This is a genomic window from Marinomonas sp. CT5, from assembly GCF_018336975.1.
Taxonomy (GTDB): Bacteria; Pseudomonadota; Gammaproteobacteria; order Pseudomonadales; family Marinomonadaceae; genus Marinomonas.
On sequence record NZ_CP025572.1, the window covers coordinates 2,068,479 to 2,089,215 of the forward strand.

A 20,737-nucleotide genomic window follows, 5' to 3' on the forward strand; every position below is an offset into this window, starting at 1 on the left:
ATAGAAAGGTACAGCGGATGGAGCATGTCACGTTACGTTAGGCTTTGGCTGATTTTTAATACGGTGTGGCTTGGCTTTTGCTGGCGTGCAGTGCCATCACCCAATCAATAAAGCGTTCGGAACTGTGTTGATTCGCGTTTTTCGTTCGAGTGAGGAAAAAACCATTATTATGGCATTCAACAGGAGGCGTCAGGGCAATAAGACTGCCGTCTTTGATAAGGTCTTCAACGTGCCAGTCCCAAGCTAAAGCAATGCCAAGCCCATTTTGTGCTGCATGAATGACCGCTATTTGGTCCTCCATTTGAATTTCGTTTAATGGATCTTGATAAGGCGTGTTGGAATACTCAGCCCAACTGCGCCAGTCCTCCCAAAAGCTAGGCGCATCTTTTAAGCCAAGCAAGGGTAATCGCCAAAGATGTGATAAATCTTTCGACTCAGGGCGCTTTTCTAAGAAGCTTGGGCTGCATACCAACAACATGCGCTCTTTGAACAATAAAAAGTTATCTTCTGAATCGACACCAGTCGAAGTGTAGTAGAAAGCCACATCATACTGATCGCTGGTGACCTCGCACATGTTTCGCTCGTTATTGATGCTGATGTTCAGGGTAATGTCAGGGTATTTTTCACGAAAATCATCAAGATGAGGGATGAGCCAGAAGTGACTAAAGCATGCTCCCAACTCCAAATTGAGTGGCAGCGGAGTGACGTTGTCGTCCATTTTTTGCGATTCTTCTACCAGAGTGGCCAATGTTTCATTGACCACTTTCAAATAATTTGTGCCTTTTTTGGTCAGTTCCAGCCCTGTTTTCTTGCGCACAAAAAGTTGTGTATTCAAAAAAGCTTCTAGTTGTTTTACCTGTTTGCTTACGGCGGTAGGAGACACGCAAAGCTCTTTGGCGGCGCTGCTTAGCGATCCAAGGCGAGCAGACGATTCGAAAACAATAAGGCTGCTTAAAGAAGGAATGGAGCGGTTGAGAATTGGCATCTGATTACACATCTTGAACTTTTAGTTCAAGATACCCTAACAAAATAGCGTTTTACTTACAATTTCCTCTTCCTAATATGAATAGGCACGACAAATAGAATGAAAGGACATTATGCAAAACGTTACTCATATACATCATGAAATGTTGCCATTACCCGATGGCACAAAACTCGCGTACCGTGCTTGGATGCCGAGCGATGCGAAAGATAATCCTGTTCCAGCTATCTTAGAATTCCTTCCATACCGTAAAAATGACGGAACCATTGTTCGCGATGAAATTACCATGGCGCAAACAGCGGCGCAGGGCTACGCCTGTGTACGTGTAGATCTTCGTGGTTGTGGTGAATCGGAAGGTCATTCGACTGACGAATACACCGCCCAAGAGTTACAAGATGGCTGTGACATTATCGCTTGGTTGGCAAAACAAGAATGGTGCAGTGGTCATGTCGGCATGGTAGGGATTTCATGGGGCGGCTTTAACTCCCTGCAAGTGGCCGCACTGAATCCACCGGCCTTAAAAGCCATCATCACTCAGTGTTCTACAGATGACCGTTACGCAACCGATGTCCATTACATGGGGGGGTGTTTGCTGAATGACAATCTTGATTGGGCGTCTTTTTTCTGGGCATACGCACAAGGCCGAGCGCCAGATGCCAAGTTAGTGGGAGAGGGCTGGAAAGCGCAATGGCTAGATCGATTAAACACAATGCCATTTCTCGCCAAACCCTGGCTTACCGAGCAAGTTCGCAACGAATACTGGAAGCACGGCTCAATCTGTGAAGATTACAGCGACATTAAGATTCCAGTGTATGCGATGAGTGGTTGGGCTGATAACTACCGTGATACGGTTTTTCGCTTGCTGGAAAACTTGGACGTACCACGCAAAGGTTTGGTTGGCCCTTGGGCACATAAATACCCCAATATAGCCTACCCAAACCCGAAAATGGATTATGTGAAAGAATCGGTTCGTTGGTGGGATCGTTGGTTAAAAGGCATAGAAAATGGCATTGATGATGAGCCTGAATTAACCTATTACATGCAAGACAGTGTCCGTCCACAGACGGATTATGAACATCGCCCTGGACAATGGATTTCAGAAGCAACTTGGCCGTCACCCAAGACCAAGCTAAAAACCTTGTACCCGTCTAATGGTCAGTTGTTGGAAGCACCTCAACCCACGGCTTTAGCCGAGAAAATTTGTTCACCTCAGACAGTGGGGTTGAACGGTGGGCGGTTGTGTGTGGGAATTCGTCTTGCCATGGAGCAACCTGCGGATCAGCGTGCCGATGACGCAGGCTCTCTGTGTTTTGACACCTTGCCTCTAGAAGAAGATCTCGCCATAGCGGGGCAAGTGATGGCCAATCTTGCTGTGCGTTGCGATAAACCAACCGCAAACCTTGCCGTACGTGTATCGGATGTCCATCCAGATGGTGCCGTGACTCGCATTAGTGTTGGGGTACTGAATTTAACCCATCGTGATAGCCATGAGTTTGTTGAGCCATTGACGCCCGGTGAGTTGTACCAAGTACAAGTGCCTATTACCCATGTGGCATATAAAGTACCAGCGGGTCACCGTTTACGAATCTCTGTTTCTACGGCATGTTGGCCACTTATCTGGCCTTCGCCTGATCGTGCGACCATTACATTAGACTCTTCCCAGAGCCGCATTGAGGTGCCTTATCGAACCGATTTGGTGACAGAGGTTGAGCCGCCAGCACTGGATACGCCTGTGGCTATTGACGGTGAAATGTTACGAGCGAGTAACAGTGAACGCATTGTTCATCAGGACTACAAAACGGGCTTGGTGACATTGGAAACGCACGATGACTTTGGTCGTCAATATTATAATTCTTGTGACAGCATGATTGATATGTCCATGAGTCAGTGGCAAACCATACATCCAGACGATCCATTATCGGCTGAGTCCAAACTGGTGTTTGACTTAACGATGGGCCGAGAAGGCTGGTGGACTGGGCTGAAAGGTCTGTATCACATGCGTTGTGACAAACAGAATTTTTACATTACCAGCACGTGGCAAGCCTTCCATGACGACGAGCTGATATTCAGCAAAGAGTTTGAGGAAACCATCAAACGAACGGGCGTTTAATCGATTATCTCTATGAGGATATTGTTCCATGTTTAAGTCACTCAGACCGCTGGTCTTTTTTCCGACCTTTATTATTTTGGTTGGCGCGTTAATTTTCAGTTTGGTGAATTTGGATCTGTTTACTCAATACACCAAAATAGCCAACAACTTTGTGTTGGCGCACTTTTCTTGGCTGTTTAGTTTGGGGAGTTTCTATTTACTGGTGTTGATTGGTATTACGTACTTTTCGAAGCTGGGGAATATTCGTATCGGTGGCGAAAATGCGACACCGAAACTCAAAAAATCCCGTTGGTTCATGATTGTACTCTGTACAACCTTGGCTGTTGGGGTGTTATTTTGGACCACCGCAGAGCCCTTGTATCACGTCTATTCACCACCAGAAAGCTGGGGAATAGAGGCCAATAGCCCGAACGCCGTGCTGTTTGCTTTTTCGGCGATGTTTTTGCACTGGGGACCAACGCCCTATGCCATCTATGCTGTTCCCGCGTTAATCTTTGCTTTGGCGTTTCATAATCTAAAATTGCCTTACTCCATCAGTAGTTCATTGCGTCCTGTCTTTGGCAAATACGTTGATGGTCGCATGGGCAGTGTGATTGATGCCTTAGCTTTGTATTCCTTGGTGGTTGGCATGGCATCGTCCTTGGGGACGGGGGCGCTTACCCTGCTAGGTGGAGTAAGTCAGTACCTGCCAATTGAGCGCAATGCACTGACATTGGGTGTGATTATTGCCGTGATTGTATTGACCTTTGTGTTGTCCGCAGCAAGCGGTTTGATCAAAGGCATTGCTCGCTTATCTATGATCAACTTCTGGCTGTTGATTGGCTTGTTTGTTTTCATCTTAATCTTCGGTCCAACCCTGTATATGCTCGGTATTGGTGTAGAAGGTCTTGGTGCTTTCTTGCAGAACTTCTTCCGACTCAGCCTATTTACAGGGCAGGCCGCGAACGATCCATGGCCACAATGGTGGAGTGTATTCTATTGGGCTGTTTGGTTTGCTTGGGCACCGATTACCGCCATGTTCCTAGGTAAAATTGCCCGTGGCTACACAGTGCGTGAATTCATTCAAGTCAATGTGCTTTTCCCAAGCTTGTTTGTGTTGTTATGGATTTCAGTATTTTCTGGTGCGGCCATTTATATGGATCAAACCAGCAATGGTGCGTTGTACGCGATACTGAACGACGGCGGTATTGAGCAGTTGCTTTACCATATTTTTGGTGAACTCCCGCTTGGCTCTATCACCTCTTTGATTCTGGTGTTTATTGCGTTTATCTCCTATGTAACCGCAGCGGATTCGAGCACGGATGCTATCGGTGACTTGTGTGTGAAAAACTTCAATGCCGATTCGCAAGAAGGAACCGGCATGTCAATTAAAGTGCTATGGGGAACCATTATCGGCTTGGTCGCTTGGATCATGGTCAGCACGGTAGGCGTAGCCGGTGTTAAATCTCTGTCTAACTTAGGTGGCTTGCCTGCCACTCTGATTATTCTGTGTTGTAGTTTTACACTGGTGAAATGGATAAAGAATCCATCCTTACTGAACAAGTAAGTTTGGCATTACTCCCATAACAAGGAGAACAAAAATGGCTTAGCACGTTAATGCTAAGCCATTTTTTTATTGAGACTTTAATGATGGCGGCTTTAAGGCAGTAGCTTCAAGACAATAAAACCAGTGAATAAAGCGATACTCACCGAAAACAGTGAGCCTAGCATCACGTATTCGGTAAATTTTCTATCATGGGCTTCCCGTAAATCCCCCATGCGGAAAATGGATTTCGCGGCCAGTACAAACCCAACGGCGGTGTATTGTCCGTTTAAAATAAAGGTTAATACCAAAACACGTTCAAGGTAGCCTAGGTATTTGCCCGCATCCGGTAAGGATTGCACCTTCTTGTTTTGGGCATCACTGCCGTCCACATCTAAATCGGCCGACCATTTAGAAAGAATTTCACCCATAACGATAGAGGCTGGTTTTAGCATCATTAAATAAGCCAGAGCGATGAGCAAAGCCGCGTTGTAATCTATGTCATTGATGAGTGTTTTAAGTTGTTCTATCGCGCTATCAAAGAGGTAAAACCATAAAAATAGAATGCTGAGGACATGAAGTAACTGGTCGATGATAAACCACAAAAAGCCTTGTCCCACTTTCACTTTTACATAATCGATTAGGCTATGAATAAACGCGAATAATAAACCGATGAAAAGCGAGCCTAGCAAGCTGTTGGGAGTGGCTAAACTCACAATCGCTAAGACAATGGCACCATGAACCAGACCGTGATAATACAAAGAGCGCGAGTGGCCTTGCTGGGTGTTTTTGTCTTTCACCCAAGCGTTGGGTTGTAAAAAGAAATCGCCAATCACGTGCCCCAGTAACAACAAGAGCAACACGGCCAAACCGTCGAATTGAAACATCACGACTTACTCCCTATTAACGTGGCTTCTATGACATCCAAAGTATCTAGTATCAAACTCGCGTTGGCACGTTGCAACCGTGAGGCTAATGAACGGCGGTGGATTCCCGTTTTCGCGGAAAGAGCCTCTTGAGTAAATTCTGGATAAAGAAGGCGAGGGAACAAGACTTCGGCCTGTTTTTCACTGAGCCCCGTCATCATAAAATCTAAGTGACGAATCAATAAATCACGGCTGGGGTTGGCTTCAACTGTGTCGGGCAAAGACAATTTGAGGCGTTCTTCCTCCATGTCTTTTAAAGCGCGCCCAGAGAGTTGAAAAGCTTCACCTTTGGCGGTTTTTCTCAGCTCCGTTTCGATCTGTTGATACTGGCCAATACCGATAGACACCCGAGCATCAGCGCCTTTTACACACCTCATCAGCGTGAGCCTTAATAAGATAGCGCAGCGCAGCGCGTGTTTTGGCTCAGGGACAAATACCTGAAACTCATCACCGCGAAACACATCCCCTTGAGCATGAAACTCTTCTTGGAAAATACCAATAGTTTGCTCAATCTGCTGTAAACAAGCTTGGTGTGCTTCAGCAGACAAAGCACTAGAATTCACCATATCACCGGTTATCACACCGCCAAGCGCCGCTTTGCTATTCAAACTCATGCATCCATCCTCCCAGCTCGCCAAGATTAATCGCTAAGTAAAGCCGTAATAAAAGCATAAATTATTGACCAAAGCTAATTTGGTCAATAAATACTGACCAAATATGGTTTGGTTAGTATTTATTTCAACCTACTAAGAAGGGGTTGAGTCGGTCTGCATGCTTTTTTTGCGCTCCGACAGCCAGATCCCAGCCAGTACCATGGTCAGAGCGATAGCATGGTAAAAGTGGAATGTTTCGTGCAGCAGTAGCACGGCTAAAATGGGGGCGAAAATTGGCACAAAATTAATAAACACCCCAGCTCTGGCGGGGCCGATTAATTCCACTCCACGCATAAAAAATACCTGAGAAATCAGAGAGGGGAAGAACGAAATATACAGCACAATCAGCCAGCCTTTCGGAGTGGGCCAGTAAGCTGCTCCAGTGGCTATTTCATAGACCAGCGCGGGCAGCGCTGTGATGGCGCCAATACAGGACAAAACAGTAAAGAACACCATGGCAGAGACATTTGGTTTACTGCGTAGTGCCAAGGTGTAAATGGCATAGCAAACACAGGCGATCAATATATATCCATCCCCCGGATTAATTGACAGTTCTAGCAGCTTAGTTAGGTGGCCCTGAGTGGCCACCAAAGTCACCCCCACTAGAGTGAGAATAATCCCAATGGACTGCAAAAGATGGGCCTTTTCTCGATACAGTGACATGGCTCCGAGCAGAACCAATACTGGCACACTGCCTTGAATGATCCCAATATTAATGGCGGTGGTCTGGTAAGCGGCAATGTAAAACAGGGAGTTAAAACAGGTGAAGCCCAAGGTCGCCATCAGTACCATTTTTAGCAAATGGGGACGCAGCAGGTGCCATTCCTGACGGACTTGGCGGCCATAAAAGAACCACATCACGCTACTCACAATCAACCAACGTAAAGACACCACGGAGAGTGGTGAAACCTGAGCGATAGCCAGACGGCCAGCAATGGTATTCCCCCCCCAAAACAGAGTACATAAAATCAGTAAGACATAGGCATTGGAGTGAATGCGGGTAGTGAAGAAGCTCAGTAAAGCGGTCATTATCAATCCTTAAAATGGTACAGCGGATCCCAATTCATTTTTGCTTACCAGCATACCCATGCTGGCCTAGTGAATAAAGCAGAAACTCATTATTCACCGTTGGATTTTTCTATGAATGGTGTGATTTTGGAGGATTGAGGCACAGACCCAAGCGTATTTGAGTGGCGATCCAAAGGCGCAAACTAATATGTTTAAGAGTAAAAATGCAAAACCGCCGCCGATCCAAAAAAGAGAAGGCTGCTTGTCATAAACCAGCAAAAAGCAAAAATAAACCATCGTTGGATATGTCTAGCTACCTTTTCCCTTTTCCCTTTTCCCTTTTCCCAATATGTCGAAGCATTTGGTGTGAAAGCGACTACTAAACTCTGTGGCGTATTGAAGAACGCCTTGCTCTGCAAAGAATAGGCCTAAACGGCTGAAAGTGCGACAGCCATTATCCAATATATTTTCTAGTTCAGAGAGCCATTTTTGTTTTAAATAAATAATGATTCCAAACCAAAGTGCCCAGGCAACTAACGAAGAATATGTAACTGGCTATATAGAGGAATTATGATACTCATGCCTTCCATATACTCCTTATTAAGCCCAGCTGTCAGACAGTGCCTCAGCTTGTTCTAGCACTAAACGGATAGCTTCATCAGACTTGTCTGGAGGATATTTAAAACGACGCAGCAGACGGCGTACGAGGTTTCTCATACGAGCACGAACGCTTTCACGTTTCGACCAATCAACCGTTGCAGATTTTCTTAGCTGGTGTGTGAGCTCAATAGCGAGTTTGCGCAAGTTGTCATCACCTAATTCTCTGACAGAGGCTTCATTGGCAACTAAGGCGCGATAGAAGGCGATCTCATCTGCTGTTAGATTCATTTCCTTCATCATCTCAGCATCAGCTTGCATTTCTTTCGCCCATTGAATCAGTTCTTCAATGACCTGAGCGGTTTCGATGCTGCGGTTATGGTATTTCTGAAGGGTTGCCATGATCCGGTCGGAGTACTTTTTCTCTTGTACTTTGTCCGTTTTCATCCTGGCTTTGACTTCATCCCGTAGAAGTTTCTCTAATAATTCAACGGCGAGATTCTTCTCTTTCATGTGCTTCATGTCTTCTAAAAACTCGTCAGACAACAAGCCAATATTGGGTTTGTCTAAGCCAACCGTTGAAAAAATATCATCCACGCCATCAGAAACAATGGCGTTATTTAAAATCTGACGAAGGGCTGAATTACGTAATTCATCACTGCGTTTTTGATCCACAGTGGAGTGTTTTAAAAACGCCGTTTTAACGGCGCCGTAAAAGGCAATTTCACTTTTATATGGTTCGACTTCGTCAAGGGTATTGCATAAGGAATAAGCTTTGTTTAGCTGTGCCATCGCATCAAGAAAGCGGCGCTTTCCGTCACGTACTTCTTTGCCTTCTCGGTTAGTGTGGCTCAAGCCGGATATATGGTTTACCGCCCCTGGTAATAGCTGAAGAGGCTTACTTTCGTAATCGTCAAGATAGGAAAAAACGGAACCGTTATCAGACGGTGTGGCAAACATGCCACGGATAATATCGATGCGCTCTTCTAAGTAAGCGAACGCCTCTGCGGTATCAACGGTAGGTTGGCCTTTACCTTTGCTATTAGTATAGGTTTTTAGTGCATCTTTCAGGTCGTTGGCAATGCCGAGGTAATCCACTACCAAGCCACCAGGTTTGTCTTTAAAAACGCGGTTTACGCGCGCAATGGCCTGCATCAGATTATGGCTTTTCATTGGCTTGTCTATGTACATGGTGTGACAGCAAGGTGCATCAAAGCCAGTGAGCCACATATCCCGTACAATGACGAGTTTTAGCTCATCGTCTGTATCTTTAAAGCGCTTTTCAAAGAGTTTTTTGGTTTTCTTATCATAGATATGCGCCTGCATCTTTTGACGATCCGAGGCAGAGCCAGTCATGACTATTTTAATGGCGCCTTTGCTGGGATCCTCATCGTGCCATTCTGGTTTAAGCTTAATAATGGCATCGTATAAATCGACACAGATTTCACGGCTCATGCCAACGATCATCGCTTTACCAGGGAAGGTTTCGCAGCGAGTGGTAAAATGCTCCACAAGGTCTTTTGCTACTGCATCAATGCGCGGTTGCGCACCGACCAGTTTTTCGAGAGCAGACCATTGGGATTTAATTCTCTCACGGCTAGCGGTTTCTTCTTCCTCACCGATTTCGTCTTCCACTTCATCGTTCAGTGCTTCTATCTTGTCTTGATTGATATCGAGCTTCGCTAAACGTGATTCATAATAAATAGGCACAGTCGCGCCGTCGTCTACGGCATCTTGAATATCATAAATCGAAACATAATCACCAAAGACACTTCGAGTGTCCTTGTCATCTTTATCAATTGGCGTGCCAGTGAAACCGATAAAGGATGCATTGGGTAGGGCATCACGCATGTACTTGGAATAACCGTACACATAGCGTTTACCAATCACTTCACCTTTCTCGTCTTTTATATCGACTAGACGCGCCTTGTTACCATATTGGCTACGATGGGCTTCATCTGAAATGACAATAATGTTTGAGCGTTCAGAGAGCCTTGGATGCTCCGTTTCTTTTTCCAATAATGAGAACTTTTGAACCGTGGTAAAGATAATGCCACCGGATTGGCGGTCTAGTAGCAACTCACGCAATTCGTCGCGTCCATCGGCTTGCTGCGGCGTTTGTTTTAAGGTTTCACTTGCCATGGAAAAGGTGTTGAAGAGCTGACTATCCAAATCATTACGATCCGTTACTACCACAAGTGTTGGGTTATTAAGCTCGGGCTGTTGTAATAATTTGCTGGCATAACACACCATGGAAATACTTTTTCCGCTGCCTTGGGTATGCCAAACTACCCCTGCTTTTCGGCTACCGGGCTTGACTTTTTCAAGGTAAGTCGCGCGTCGCTCACCAAGCCCCGTTTGACTGTCTGCCGCGATGACGGTTGCTTGCACTGCGGCACGAACAGCGTGGAATTGATGATAGCCAGCAATCTTTTTGATTACTTTGTCGCCATTGTTCTCAAACAAGATAAAGTATCGTAAATAATCCAACAAAAGCTCAGGTTTGAAAAAGCCTCGTATCAAGGTTTCCAATTGAAACTCTAATAACGGTTTATCGTCTTCGTTATTGATGGCTTTCCAAGGTAAGTAACGCTCTTGATTTGCGGTAAGAGAACCAACACGTGCCACCCAGCCGTCACTTACCACTAAGGCTTCGTTAAAGACAAACAAGTCTGAGATTTCGTCTTTATAGGTTTGCAGTTGGTTGTAAGCATTCCAAATATCGGTTTGTTCGTTGGCGGGATTTTTAAGCTCGATCACCGCCATTGGCAGACCATTGATAAACACAACAATATCCGGGCGGCGGTTGCCTTTAGTCCCTGTAATGGTGAACTGATTAACGACTAAGAATTCGTTGTTATTTGGCTCATTAAAGTCGATCAAGCGAACATGAGTATGCTTGGTAATCTGCTCGCCATCTTGCTCAATGGAATATTCAAGCGGCACACCTTCGATCAAATACTTATGAAAGATACGGTTGTTTTTAATGAGGATAGGTGTTTCAGGGGTCGCCACCGTTTTAGCGACTTCGATTAGATTATCGTAAGGCACGAAAGGATTTAGCTTTACCAGTCGATCAATGAAACGCTGGCGCAAAGTGACTTGCTGAAAGTCTTCTCGTTCAGGAGAAGTGCCATCGGGCGCGATGTCGTAGCCATTCACATATTGGTATTTCAGCTCTTGGAACCAGTTTATGCATTGGTGTTCTAGTTGATCTTCTGTAATCACTTCATGGCTCCCAGGCTGTATCTTTTACTAGCCACATCTGTTGCAAGCATTAATATCTTTTCGAGCATAGAGTGATCGTGATTATCGGTTCTATACCAAATGGGTTTGATATTCATACTAAGTAATCTCCCCATTTTTTCTGGTTTATCATCTTGCTTTGGTTCTGGAAGCAGTGCAAAGTGGTTTGGAATTTCGAAATGCCCTTCATCTTTTACTGACTTAAAGAGTTCTAGAGTTCTATCTTGTTCTAAAGAGCATCCTAAAAACAATAGGGAATGGCTAACGTATATTTGCCGAAGTGATCTAGGTAGTTGCTTAGTAAAATCTATAGCATCTGTTCCATATGCTTCGCTATATTGTGTATCAGTGAAAACATATGACTGAGGTTCCTCAACATCACCGTGCAATTTTAGTAAACAATGTTCACCTTTTAACAACTGGGTCACAAAACCATTTTGTGCTTGTTTACCATACATATAACCTTGAAGTGGCCTTCCTCTTAATAGTTCGAAGCGCTTTTCAATTAAGCGGTCAAAATTCGTTGTAATAATACATGAGCTTGTGATTTGAGGTAGTAGATCAATTACTGGTGGAAAAATAGGTTTATCATCTTCATGCGTTGGCTTTAACCTAAACTCGGTTTGAACAAAATTCAAAAAAAGATGCTCATTATGCTGAAATAATATTTCAGCTAGAGGAAGGTAGTCACAAGCTTTTAATAATTGACTTGTTGACTCTACAACCTTTTCGCCCATTGATTTAGCAAGGGATTTTAAAGCATTGCCCCAGCTAGGGTAACCTGCTGGAAGAGATGCTCCCGCACCAATAAAAGGAGCAATTCTTTGTCGTCGAATTGCATCAACAAGATCCATAAATAATGAATACTGATGTGTCTCTTTTAAAAAAACGACTGCATCTCTGTGCATTTCCTCAAGCTTTACGCCGTTCCATTTAGCCAGCTCGTCAAAATAGGTATCTCGTTCAATCCAATAAAGGATTTCGCTGATATCATAGCTAAACTCAGTTTCAGGGTCCGTTAGGCTTTTAATGCGTACTTTCGGGCCTTCGTCAGAGATTTCAACAGAAGCACTGTGGTTTACCTCATCGTTAAACTCAGAATTTTCCGCTAACTTACTTTGTAGATATTGTTCAACACGATTTATAACATAGTTGCTGTCAAAAGATGGTTTATTCACCTGAAATCTCCATCGTGTCTAACTTTACTTCACCAGAAAGTAGTTTAGGAAGTAGGGTGTCCCTGAGTATTGATAGTTCAATATTCTCTCGGACATTACTCTCTATTTTTTGCAAAAATGGAGAAACTATCACATCAAATTTATTTGCTAGCTCAATACCTGAAAACGCTATGGTGTAGGTATCAAAAGTCTTTGTTGTAATCGTATCAAATACTGCACCATGAGTGTTTTGCTGCAATGTGCTTACAGCTTCTTTTAGGTTGAAGTAATTAAAATAGTCTCCCACATCTTTCCCCCTGATGCCGTAGCAAGACTGGTTCATACACATGTCACTCCCTATAAGGGCTAGCTTACCAACTGTTCCGCGAGCCGTTATGATTGTTGTACCTTTTGGCAGGAGTTTTGTAGACGATTTCTGGAGGCCAAGCTCGGTGATTCGCTCTTCAGTATCAACCACAAAGACGTTGCTGCCACTCGGTACATCTTTAACAGAAAACCAAGGAATGCTGCCATTCCAGTAAGTTTCTTCTGAACGTTTTGGTGTGCCGCCACCTGTTAACTGTATCAAATTTGAGAGTGTATTTAGCTTCCACCCCTCCGGTATCAGGCCTAGTTCACTTTCAACCAGTTTTTCTGGAAACAGTGCTGCTGTGGCTTCGTCCATACCGACTGGCTGCTGGCCGTTCATTTTGGCTTTGACGGGATCGAAATCGACAAACCATGATTTAAAGATGGCTCGCGCCATTTCTTCTAGGGTGTTATTTAGACTGTTGTTAGCATCAATTTTTTTATTAATCGATGATAGAGTTTCGGCAACATAGTTTTGGACATACAAAGGAGGGAGCCTTAACTCAATTGCTTTTAGCGAAGTTAAAGGCTGGCCTATTCCTGGAGTTCCAACTTGGGATGCATTCTTTAGAAGTTCATGCTTGCCTAATCTACTTTTGAAAAAATAGTAAAGAAACTCAGGGTTTACTTTATCAGTATCACAGCTTAGCTTCATCATGCTGGATGAAAGTACATACCTCTCATCAGCTTGGATAATCCCCACCTCACCTATAGAACCTCTATGGGGGAAAACGAGATCATTTTTATAAACATTACAACTTCTTAATTCATCAGCTTTTTCACGAGTTATGTATACAAAATCGCCTACAAAAGTCGGCCCTGAGGATAAATTTGTACCACGGATCACAGGGATGCCACTATTTACATAGCAATCGCTTTTCATCCTTGAACCAAAAGGGCCAATAGCAAGAGCACCTTTATTTTTGGCTTTCAGATCATCGATCTTTATTAAAGGCCAATCAGAATTCATAACCCAACCCCGCTAGGTTCTTTCTAATCTCCGCTTCTAGCTTGGCGGATTCGGTAAATTGCTCGCTGAGCTTTTGCGTTAGGTCGGCCATTTTCTCGGCAAAGGGAATGCCGTTATCTTCCACATCCGCTGCGCCCACATAACGGCCTGGTGTGAGAACATAATCGTGTTTTTGGATGTCGGCTAGGGTCGCGGATTTACAGAAACCGGCGATATCAGAATAGGGCGTAAGGTCACTTACCTCATCCTTGGTGGTCTTCCAAGCGTGGAAAGTATCGGCGACTTTGCGAATGTCGTCCCAAGTAAAGTCGCGTAGTACGCGGTCTTTCATATAACCAAGGTTACGAGCGTCGATAAATAAGATCTCTTCCGAGCGGTCACGCAGTTTGCGTCCGGCTTTGTCTGTACGCATGCCTTTGTTTTTGGTGAGGAACCAAATACAAGCGGGGATTTGCGTATTGGTAAAGAGCTGGCCGGGTAGGGCGACCATACACTCCACAAGATCATTTTCGATCAGCGCTTTACGAATCTCCCCTTCGTTATTGGTGGTGGAACTCATCGAGCCATTGGCGAGCAATAGGGCTTGGGAGCCATCGGGCGCAAGGTGATGCAGCATATGTTGCAGCCAAGCAAAGTTGGCGTTACCGGCGGGGGGCGTGCCGTATTTCCAACGTGGGTCGTTGTCGTCTACGCCCGTGTTCCATTCCTTCATATTGAAGGGCGGATTCGCCATAATAAAGTCAGCACGTAAATCGGGATGCTGATCATTGGTATAGGTACTGGCAGGCTCTTTACCAAAGTCATAGTCTAAACCGCGAATCGCCATGTTCATGGCAGCCAGTTGCCAAGTGGTGTAGTTGTACTCTTGGCCGTAGATGGAAATTTTCTGCTTTTGCGTGATCGGGTCGATGTCGTATTGATTGGCATAACGTTCGATAAACTTTTCCGATTGCACAAAGAAGCCACCGGAACCCATGGCAGGGTCGTAGACGCGACCTTCGAAGGGCTCGATCATTTCTACAATTAAGCTAACGATGGAGGCGGGTGTATAGAACTGACCGCCTTTTTTGCCCTCTGCTAGAGCAAATTGACCGAGGAAATATTCGTAAATATGACCAAGAATATCTTTGCTGTTGAGCGATTTGTGGTTAAACGGAATGGTGGCAATCAGGTTGATCAGCTCGTTAAGCTTGGCTTGATCAATTCGCAGCTGAGCGTAATGTTTGTTCAGTACGCCTTTGAGTTTTTTGTTTTCGCGCTCAATGCCTTCTAATGCGTTGTCTATCAAGTGACCGACTGAGGTGATTTTCTTGGTTTTACCGTCGATTTCTAAATCCGCACCACCGATCACCACTGGGCCATTATCTTGAAGGAACGACCAACGCGACTCGGTCGGTAGCCAAAAGACGTTTTTCTCGGTGTAGTAGTCCCGTTGCTCCAGCTCGATGGCGATTTCTTCGGCCAATTCTTCCGCGCTAAAGCCTTCTGGGTCTAAATAGTATTCGTGTTCTGGGTTGGCAAGGTCGGCTTTGATCTCTTCCTGACGAATGGTAAAGGCATCAGACACGTATTTAACGAATATCAGTCCAAGTACGGCGTGTTTATATTGTGAAGCATCTAGTGAAGCACGCAATTTGTCGGCGGCGTTCCAGAGTTTTTTCTCTAACTCTTTTAAGTATTCCTGTTCTTGGTTGTTCATATAGGTCTTCTAATAAGGGCGTGAAAATTTAAATGTCAAAAAATTCTTCGTCTATTTGCTTTATATGCAATGTCTGTTGTGTCTGGCAGCCTATGTTATAGCGCAGCATCAACTTAGCAAGCTGTTCGCCATTTATTAGTACGACTTGCGCACTGAATTTTTGTGATTCTGTGATGGCGTTGGTTGAGAAGTCTGATGTGGTCACAAAGATTCCCTTTTTTGATTTCACTTTGTCTAAGGCACCTGCAAAGCTGTTCATTTGTTCTGGTGTAATATTGCGGCCTTGAGCATAGCGTTTGGCTTGGATGTAAATTTGCTCAACGCCTAGTGGGTCTTGGTTTATCACGCCGTCGACGCCGCCATCGTATGCACCACCTAAGCGATGTCCTGAGCCATTAATGCCGTAACCCATGGCAATAAGTAGATCGATAAGCAATTGTTCAAAGAAAGCCGGCGTGACGTTACGAGTGCGCTCTAGAATGTCTTGTGCGAGGGCATCGTTGATGGTTTTGTAGGCATTACGCAATACTTCGTCGGGGGTGTCGTTGGCATCGACGTTTTGCTCTTCTAGTGTTTTTGCATCGTTTGTTTTTGCACTGGTGCTGGTGAAGTCGATGAATTCTTCAAACTGTTTTAAATATTGGGTATTAATCTCTGTACTTGAATCGCTTAGGGCGTTTAATCCACGTTGAGTAATTTGAAAATGGGCGCGGCGTGGGCTGTCGATTAAACCGGCTTTGCTCAGATAGGTGCGTGCCCAACCCACACGATTGTCGATGATGGGTTGTTTGCCACTGGGCAAAGGTTCAGCACGTTCCGCTTCTGACAGTTGGAAATGATCGCTAATGGCCGTAATGATGTCTCTTAATTTTACTTCCGTATCCGATGCATTGTTGACGGCTTCCAAAAAAGGCCTCATGCAGTCTTGGTAATTAGGGATCATGCTCTTCCTTAAGTGATTATGGATAGGTGGTGTAGTTTACCCTGTGTTGCTTTGTTGGTAGAAGCAAGAATGCAAATTTAAGCGATATAACAAACCAAAAAAAAACCAGTCGCTGTCGGACTGGTTTAAAAGGGGGGATGTTCTGAATTGCTTAGTTGATGCTGTTTAACGCTGTGTTGGCATTTTTGTCTACGCTGTATATGGTCCAGCGTTTACTGGCGAATTGTTGTTTTGCATAAACTTCGGCGACCACTCGGCGGTTTTGTTTACGGCCGTTTTCGGTGTCGTTATCAGCAATAGGGCGATTTTCACCATAGCCGATGGCTTTTACTCTATCGGCTTTAATTCTAAAGCGGTCTACTAATACATCGGCAATAGCTGTTGCGCGTTTTTGAGACAGTTCGCGATTAAGTTCGGCCGATCCTTTGTTGTCTGTATGTCCTTCAATGACCACTGTGCTGGTCGGGTGCTCTTGAAGGAATGTTGCCAGTTTTTTCAACTCAGAGTAAAAGCGTGGTTTGATGTCGGCTTTACCTGTGTCGAAAAGAACATTCAATTCTACTGAGAGGAGTTTGGTGGTTTTGTTGGGGCAGCCGTCATTGTCTACCGCGGACCCTTCTGGTGTGTTTGGGCATAGGTCGCGAGCATCAATAACGCCATCTCGGTCGGCATCGGCAAGTCGTGACTCGACATTGGAGGCATACAAACTTTCTGCAGTCACGACGTGACTGAAGCAAAGCAAAGCTCCTAATGTGAGTGTGATGACGACATTGCCTATTTTCATTTTAATAATGCCCAATAAGTATTAACTGACTATAAGGTTAAAAAAATAAAGCCGATAGTTATATCGGCTTTTTGTATCTTTGTATAAAAAATTAAAAGTTATGTAACTTTATGTAACTACCAGCTGCCTGTATTCTCCATAGAGGCCCATGGTTCGGCGCTTTCAAGCGAGCCATCTTTTTGTAAAAGTTCGATGGAAATGCCATTAGGATCTTTAATAAAAGCCATATGACCATCGCGAGGCGGTCTTAAAATGGTAACGCCCATAGATTGAAGTTTTTCGCAGACTTGGTAAATGTTGTCTACTTCAAAGGCGAGGTGACCGAATTGGTCTCCGCCGGTGTAGGTGCGGTCGCTCCAGTTGTGGGTGAGTTCAACTTCTGGTGCGCCTTCTTCTGTTGCGTAATAGATAAGCGAAAATTGGCCTTTCTCACTGTCCATGCGTCTGGTTTGGATTAAGCCCAAGCCTTCTGTATAAAATGTATGGCTCTCTTCCGGTTTATCGGTCCTGATCATAGCGTGCAGATATCGAATAGACATAATTGCTTCCTGTTCCGGTTGATTTTAGTGGAAGCATTATTGCAGTATCAGGTGGGTAATTCAAAGTGGTAGGGGGAAGACTCTTATTGTCTTCTTATTCTTCCCATACCCATCTAAGTGGCTCGCCAAAGTCGTCGTAGATGATTTTTTTCTTTGGTTTTTTCTTGATGGGTGAGGCAGGTTGGGATTTGGGTTGTTTTCGTTGTTGAATCGCAGCAACAACGTGGTTTAATGGCGTGCGATCTTGCTTTGGTTCGTTAAAGCCGATGTGGCTCGTGTTATACTTGCCGTCAACAAGTCCGGATTCACCCATGTTGACCTGCTGGATCGTTCCGTTTTCTTTGATAAATTGATCTACTAGAGACTCCAGTTCTTTTCGTGTGTCTCTTTTGGTGGTTTTGGGTTTTATCATGGTGTTTTGGTTAGGGGCGATCCTGTATGAGTCAATGGGTTAAAAAGTGAACGTAATCATCCATATTAAACGTAAGAGGTAGCTGGTGTCTATTAGCAACTTAATTGTGCATGAGATTCAAAAACATGAAGGCGAGCGTAAAGCGATATTGATTGCGCGTCCAAATGAAAACCCTGTAGATGGGCAAGCAGAGGCATTGTCTGCTCAGGTGACGAATCTATTTAATCGTTCCGGTATGAACACAGGACGTTTTGTTAACCCTCAAGGAAGTGAAGAGGGCGCACAATTACCTGCTTTGCTGTTTAAGCATTTTAAAAACGATACCTTTGTCGATTTTGCCGAGTTTACTAAAGAGTGCGCTGCGGAATACCTAAAGTATTTGGAGCCAGTGGAAGAGGCCGAAGGTGGCTTGCTTTGGTTTAATCATTACGAGCTTCATGATACGCACTTTTTATATATTGTGATGTTGAAACGCAAAAAAGGCATTGGTCTGGGTGCTGATTTGAGTTTGTCTCCGATAGAACAAATTGAGATGGAAAAACTGCACATGTCGCTGCGGATTAATTTGACCGCATGGCAAGCTGGCGATGAAGGTCGCTATATTTCCTTTCGTTTTGGTCGTGCGCCAAAATTTGAAAGCGAGTATTTCACGCAATTTATTGGTTGTGATGAGCCAAAGGTGGCAGCAAAAGAAACGCGCAAGTTGGTGGATTTGACGTCAGCGTTTTGTCAGTCAGAAGGCTTACCCTCTAAGCAAGCAAATGAATTTAAGAAAGTGGTGTCTGAACATTGTCAGGCAAAAGCAGAAGATCGCGAACCGCTGGCGATTAAAGAGATTGCGTCGCAAGTGGAGTCTCGTTTTTCAGTCGAACAGGCGAATAAGTTTTTAGAGATTGCGGATTCCGATAGCTTTAAGATGGAAAAGGAAATTTTTGTCGAGAAAGCCGCATTGAAAAAATTGACGCGTCTGTCAGGCAGTTCACGTGCTTTGACGATCAGTTTTGATAGTGAGTTGCTGAGCGAGTCTATTACGTTTGATGCAGACTCAGGCACATTGACGATTAAAGATTTGCCAAAGAGTCTGCTCAAACAATTACAGTCAATGTCTAACTAATTTTGTTAGATGAGCTGAGCTAACGAAAGCAAGCTAGACGTTTGTTAAAGTCCTAATAATGCTTCTAGTTCTTTCATAGTGTTAAAACATTCGGTCGCGCCTGCGGCCGTTTGCATTTCTGAATCCAGTGTTTCGCTAAAGGCAAGCACTCGCATTCCCGCGGCTCGTCCTGCAGTTATGCCGGCCACAGAATCTTCTATAACTAAGCAATCTTCCGGGTCTACTCCTAATGCTCTGGCTGCTTTTAAGTAGAGGTCTGGCGCTGGTTTACCGTTTTCTACGTCTTCCACGCAAAAACGAGTGGAGAATTGTTCCGTAAGTTGAATTTTATCCAGCTTAAAGTTCATTTCTTGGCGTCGAGCGTTGGTTGCCATGGCAATGGGGGTTGTTATTTTGTTGAGTAAATCTCGCACGCCTTTAATCGGTTCTAGTTCTGCTTCGATGGTAGCGTGAAAGCGTTGTCTATAATCGTCATCAAAATTTGCAGGCAAGGGTCTGCCTAGCATTTTTTCGGCGTTGATAAGGTTTTCGGCGTTGGTAAAGCCGGTGAATTTCGCATGCAGTGTTTCGTCGTCAAGTTCTAGCCCACACTCGCTTAGCATGGATTTTAATATCGTGTTGGAGATGTTTTCGGTGTCGACAATAACGCCATCGCAGTCAAAGATGATTGCCTTGTAAGAATAAATCATAAAAAGAAGTTGTGTTGTGAATGAGTATTGATGATAGCGAATAGAGAGGGGGGAAAGGAAGGGAGGGAGTTTTATTATTTTTCTCCCCTTAAAAAGATCTGTTTACGATATACTAACGCCCCATTATGATGGGCTTGTTTTTGTGCAACTTAGTGGCTTGCTTGACCAAGTTGCTGTTGGCGAGCGCTGGCTTTCTTGATTGTTTTAACAGTGCTTTTAAAGAAAGCGACAACAGCTTGGATACGACGAGCACGACGTTGACGGCGAGCGTGGTCTTCAACAGTAGTGTCAGCGTAGCCCCATTTTGCGAGTAATGCTTCGTATTGTTCTTGAGAGTCCATAGTATTCTCCTGATATTTGAATTAAGAAATGTTGTTTTATTACAACAATGATAATAGTAGTTAAGCTTGACCGATTGAACAAACGATCCTTTTTCACTTGTTAGGTTAGTTTTTTTCATCATTTTAAATTGTTAAGGAAGTATCCTTGTACCAACCGTTAGAACAGTTCTCAAAAAGTTGGATCTTTAAGCGTAATGACCCCAAGGTTGAAGCGGAAGATTTGCAGCAAATACACTTATTAAGTGAAGCCCGTGCTAGTCAGATTTGGCGGGACTATATTAGCGACGAACAGCTTCATCCTGATCATTTCACTGAACGAGATTGGTTAAATAATCCTAACGCGCAAGCCCCAGATGGTAAGCTTCAATGGGAAAAAGCATGGGACAGTGATGAAGTATCATTGCCAGAGGAAGTTTTAGTGCATTTTTCGGCTTGGGGTGACGATACTAAGGTGTTTTTTTGCTGCCATAATGAGTTGGTTTTTGAGTTAGAGTGGGGCGTATTTAAGCGCACTTGGAAAGCTTTTTTGTTCTTGGATAATGGCCCGATTTTGGTTGGTAAAAAGAAGAAACAAGCGGCTCAGTTTCATTCCAATGGTTGGATGAATTTACTTTATAGACAATCTTAATGGCTCTGCCATTGTATTTACTTGTTCTTATTACTCTTTGTGTTTGGT

Annotated in this window: 18 protein-coding genes; 4 read left to right on the top strand and 14 right to left on the bottom strand. The window is 44.3% G+C overall.

Annotation, left to right across the window (positions count from 1 at the left end):
- Positions 1-55: 55 nt before the first annotated feature.
- Positions 56-985, bottom strand: coding sequence for a LysR substrate-binding domain-containing protein (locus C0J08_RS09675; protein WP_212655924.1), 930 nt, complete (start codon positions 983-985; stop codon positions 56-58).
- A 112-nt stretch (positions 986-1,097) separates the two neighbouring features.
- Between C0J08_RS09675 and C0J08_RS09680 the strand changes: the two genes are divergently transcribed.
- Both C0J08_RS09680 and C0J08_RS09685 read left to right on the top strand, forming a co-directional pair.
- Entirely contained in the window at positions 1,098-3,092 is a 1,995-nt protein-coding gene (locus C0J08_RS09680) for a CocE/NonD family hydrolase (RefSeq protein ID WP_212655925.1), read from the top strand.
- 28 nt (positions 3,093-3,120) lie between these two features.
- Entirely contained in the window at positions 3,121-4,638 is a 1,518-nt protein-coding gene (locus C0J08_RS09685) for a BCCT family transporter (RefSeq protein WP_212655926.1), read from the top strand.
- A gap of 92 nt (positions 4,639-4,730) precedes the next feature.
- On the opposite strand, the gene C0J08_RS09690 is transcribed toward C0J08_RS09685, so the two are convergent.
- The 11 genes from C0J08_RS09690 to C0J08_RS09740 all read right to left on the bottom strand — a co-directional run bounded on the left by C0J08_RS09690 (position 4,731) and on the right by C0J08_RS09740 (position 17,917).
- On the bottom strand, positions 4,731-5,501 hold the full coding sequence (locus C0J08_RS09690; RefSeq protein WP_249344656.1) for a DUF3307 domain-containing protein: 771 nt from the start codon (positions 5,499-5,501) through the stop codon (positions 4,731-4,733).
- Positions 5,501-6,154, bottom strand: a complete 654-nt coding sequence (locus tag C0J08_RS09695; protein ID WP_212655928.1) for a hypothetical protein — start codon at positions 6,152-6,154, stop codon at positions 5,501-5,503. Before C0J08_RS09695 ends, C0J08_RS09690 begins: the two co-directional genes overlap by 1 nt.
- Positions 6,155-6,286: 132 nt before the next feature.
- Positions 6,287-7,222 carry a DMT family transporter gene (locus C0J08_RS09700; RefSeq protein ID WP_212655929.1) on the bottom strand — a complete coding sequence of 312 codons (936 nt, stop codon included), beginning with the start codon at positions 7,220-7,222 and terminating at the stop codon, positions 6,287-6,289.
- Positions 7,223-7,801: 579 nt separating this feature from the next.
- Positions 7,802-11,026 carry a type I restriction endonuclease subunit R gene (locus C0J08_RS09705; RefSeq protein ID WP_249344610.1) on the bottom strand — a complete coding sequence of 1,075 codons (3,225 nt, stop codon included), beginning with the start codon at positions 11,024-11,026 and terminating at the stop codon, positions 7,802-7,804.
- Positions 11,023-12,222 carry an SIR2 family protein gene (locus tag C0J08_RS09710; protein WP_212655930.1) on the bottom strand — a complete coding sequence of 400 codons (1,200 nt, stop codon included), beginning with the start codon at positions 12,220-12,222 and terminating at the stop codon, positions 11,023-11,025. The genes C0J08_RS09705 and C0J08_RS09710 overlap by 4 nt, the downstream gene beginning before the upstream one ends.
- Positions 12,215-13,540 carry a restriction endonuclease subunit S gene (locus C0J08_RS09715; RefSeq protein WP_212655931.1) on the bottom strand — a complete coding sequence of 442 codons (1,326 nt, stop codon included), beginning with the start codon at positions 13,538-13,540 and terminating at the stop codon, positions 12,215-12,217. The genes C0J08_RS09710 and C0J08_RS09715 overlap by 8 nt, the downstream gene beginning before the upstream one ends.
- Positions 13,530-15,239 carry a class I SAM-dependent DNA methyltransferase gene (locus C0J08_RS09720; protein WP_212655932.1) on the bottom strand — a complete coding sequence of 570 codons (1,710 nt, stop codon included), beginning with the start codon at positions 15,237-15,239 and terminating at the stop codon, positions 13,530-13,532. The genes C0J08_RS09715 and C0J08_RS09720 overlap by 11 nt, the downstream gene beginning before the upstream one ends.
- A gap of 28 nt (positions 15,240-15,267) precedes the next feature.
- Positions 15,268-16,182: a restriction endonuclease gene (locus C0J08_RS09725; protein ID WP_212655933.1), complete on the bottom strand. Its 915-nt coding sequence runs from the start codon at positions 16,180-16,182 to the stop codon at positions 15,268-15,270.
- Positions 16,183-16,333: 151 nt separating this feature from the next.
- Entirely contained in the window at positions 16,334-16,966 is a 633-nt protein-coding gene (locus C0J08_RS09730) for an OmpA family protein (RefSeq protein WP_212655934.1), read from the bottom strand.
- A gap of 116 nt (positions 16,967-17,082) precedes the next feature.
- A complete protein-coding gene (locus C0J08_RS09735) occupies positions 17,083-17,505 on the bottom strand; it encodes a VOC family protein (RefSeq protein ID WP_212655935.1) in 423 nt (140 codons plus the stop codon).
- Between the two features lie 94 nt (positions 17,506-17,599).
- Positions 17,600-17,917, bottom strand: coding sequence for a hypothetical protein (locus C0J08_RS09740; RefSeq protein ID WP_212655936.1), 318 nt, complete (start codon positions 17,915-17,917; stop codon positions 17,600-17,602).
- An 85-nt stretch (positions 17,918-18,002) separates the two neighbouring features.
- Between C0J08_RS09740 and C0J08_RS09745 the strand changes: the two genes are divergently transcribed.
- A complete protein-coding gene (locus tag C0J08_RS09745) occupies positions 18,003-19,031 on the top strand; it encodes a nucleoid-associated protein (protein WP_212655937.1) in 1,029 nt (342 codons plus the stop codon).
- A 44-nt stretch (positions 19,032-19,075) separates the two neighbouring features.
- On the opposite strand, the gene C0J08_RS09750 is transcribed toward C0J08_RS09745, so the two are convergent.
- Both C0J08_RS09750 and C0J08_RS09755 read right to left on the bottom strand, forming a co-directional pair.
- A complete protein-coding gene (locus tag C0J08_RS09750; RefSeq protein WP_212655938.1) occupies positions 19,076-19,720 on the bottom strand; it encodes an HAD family hydrolase in 645 nt (214 codons plus the stop codon).
- Between the two features lie 149 nt (positions 19,721-19,869).
- Positions 19,870-20,061 carry a hypothetical protein gene (locus C0J08_RS09755; RefSeq protein ID WP_212655939.1) on the bottom strand — a complete coding sequence of 64 codons (192 nt, stop codon included), beginning with the start codon at positions 20,059-20,061 and terminating at the stop codon, positions 19,870-19,872.
- Between the two features lie 145 nt (positions 20,062-20,206).
- On the opposite strand from C0J08_RS09755, the gene C0J08_RS09760 reads away from it, so the two are divergent.
- Positions 20,207-20,689 carry a DUF2947 family protein gene (locus tag C0J08_RS09760; RefSeq protein WP_212655940.1) on the top strand — a complete coding sequence of 161 codons (483 nt, stop codon included), beginning with the start codon at positions 20,207-20,209 and terminating at the stop codon, positions 20,687-20,689.
- Positions 20,690-20,737: the final 48 nt, after the last annotated feature.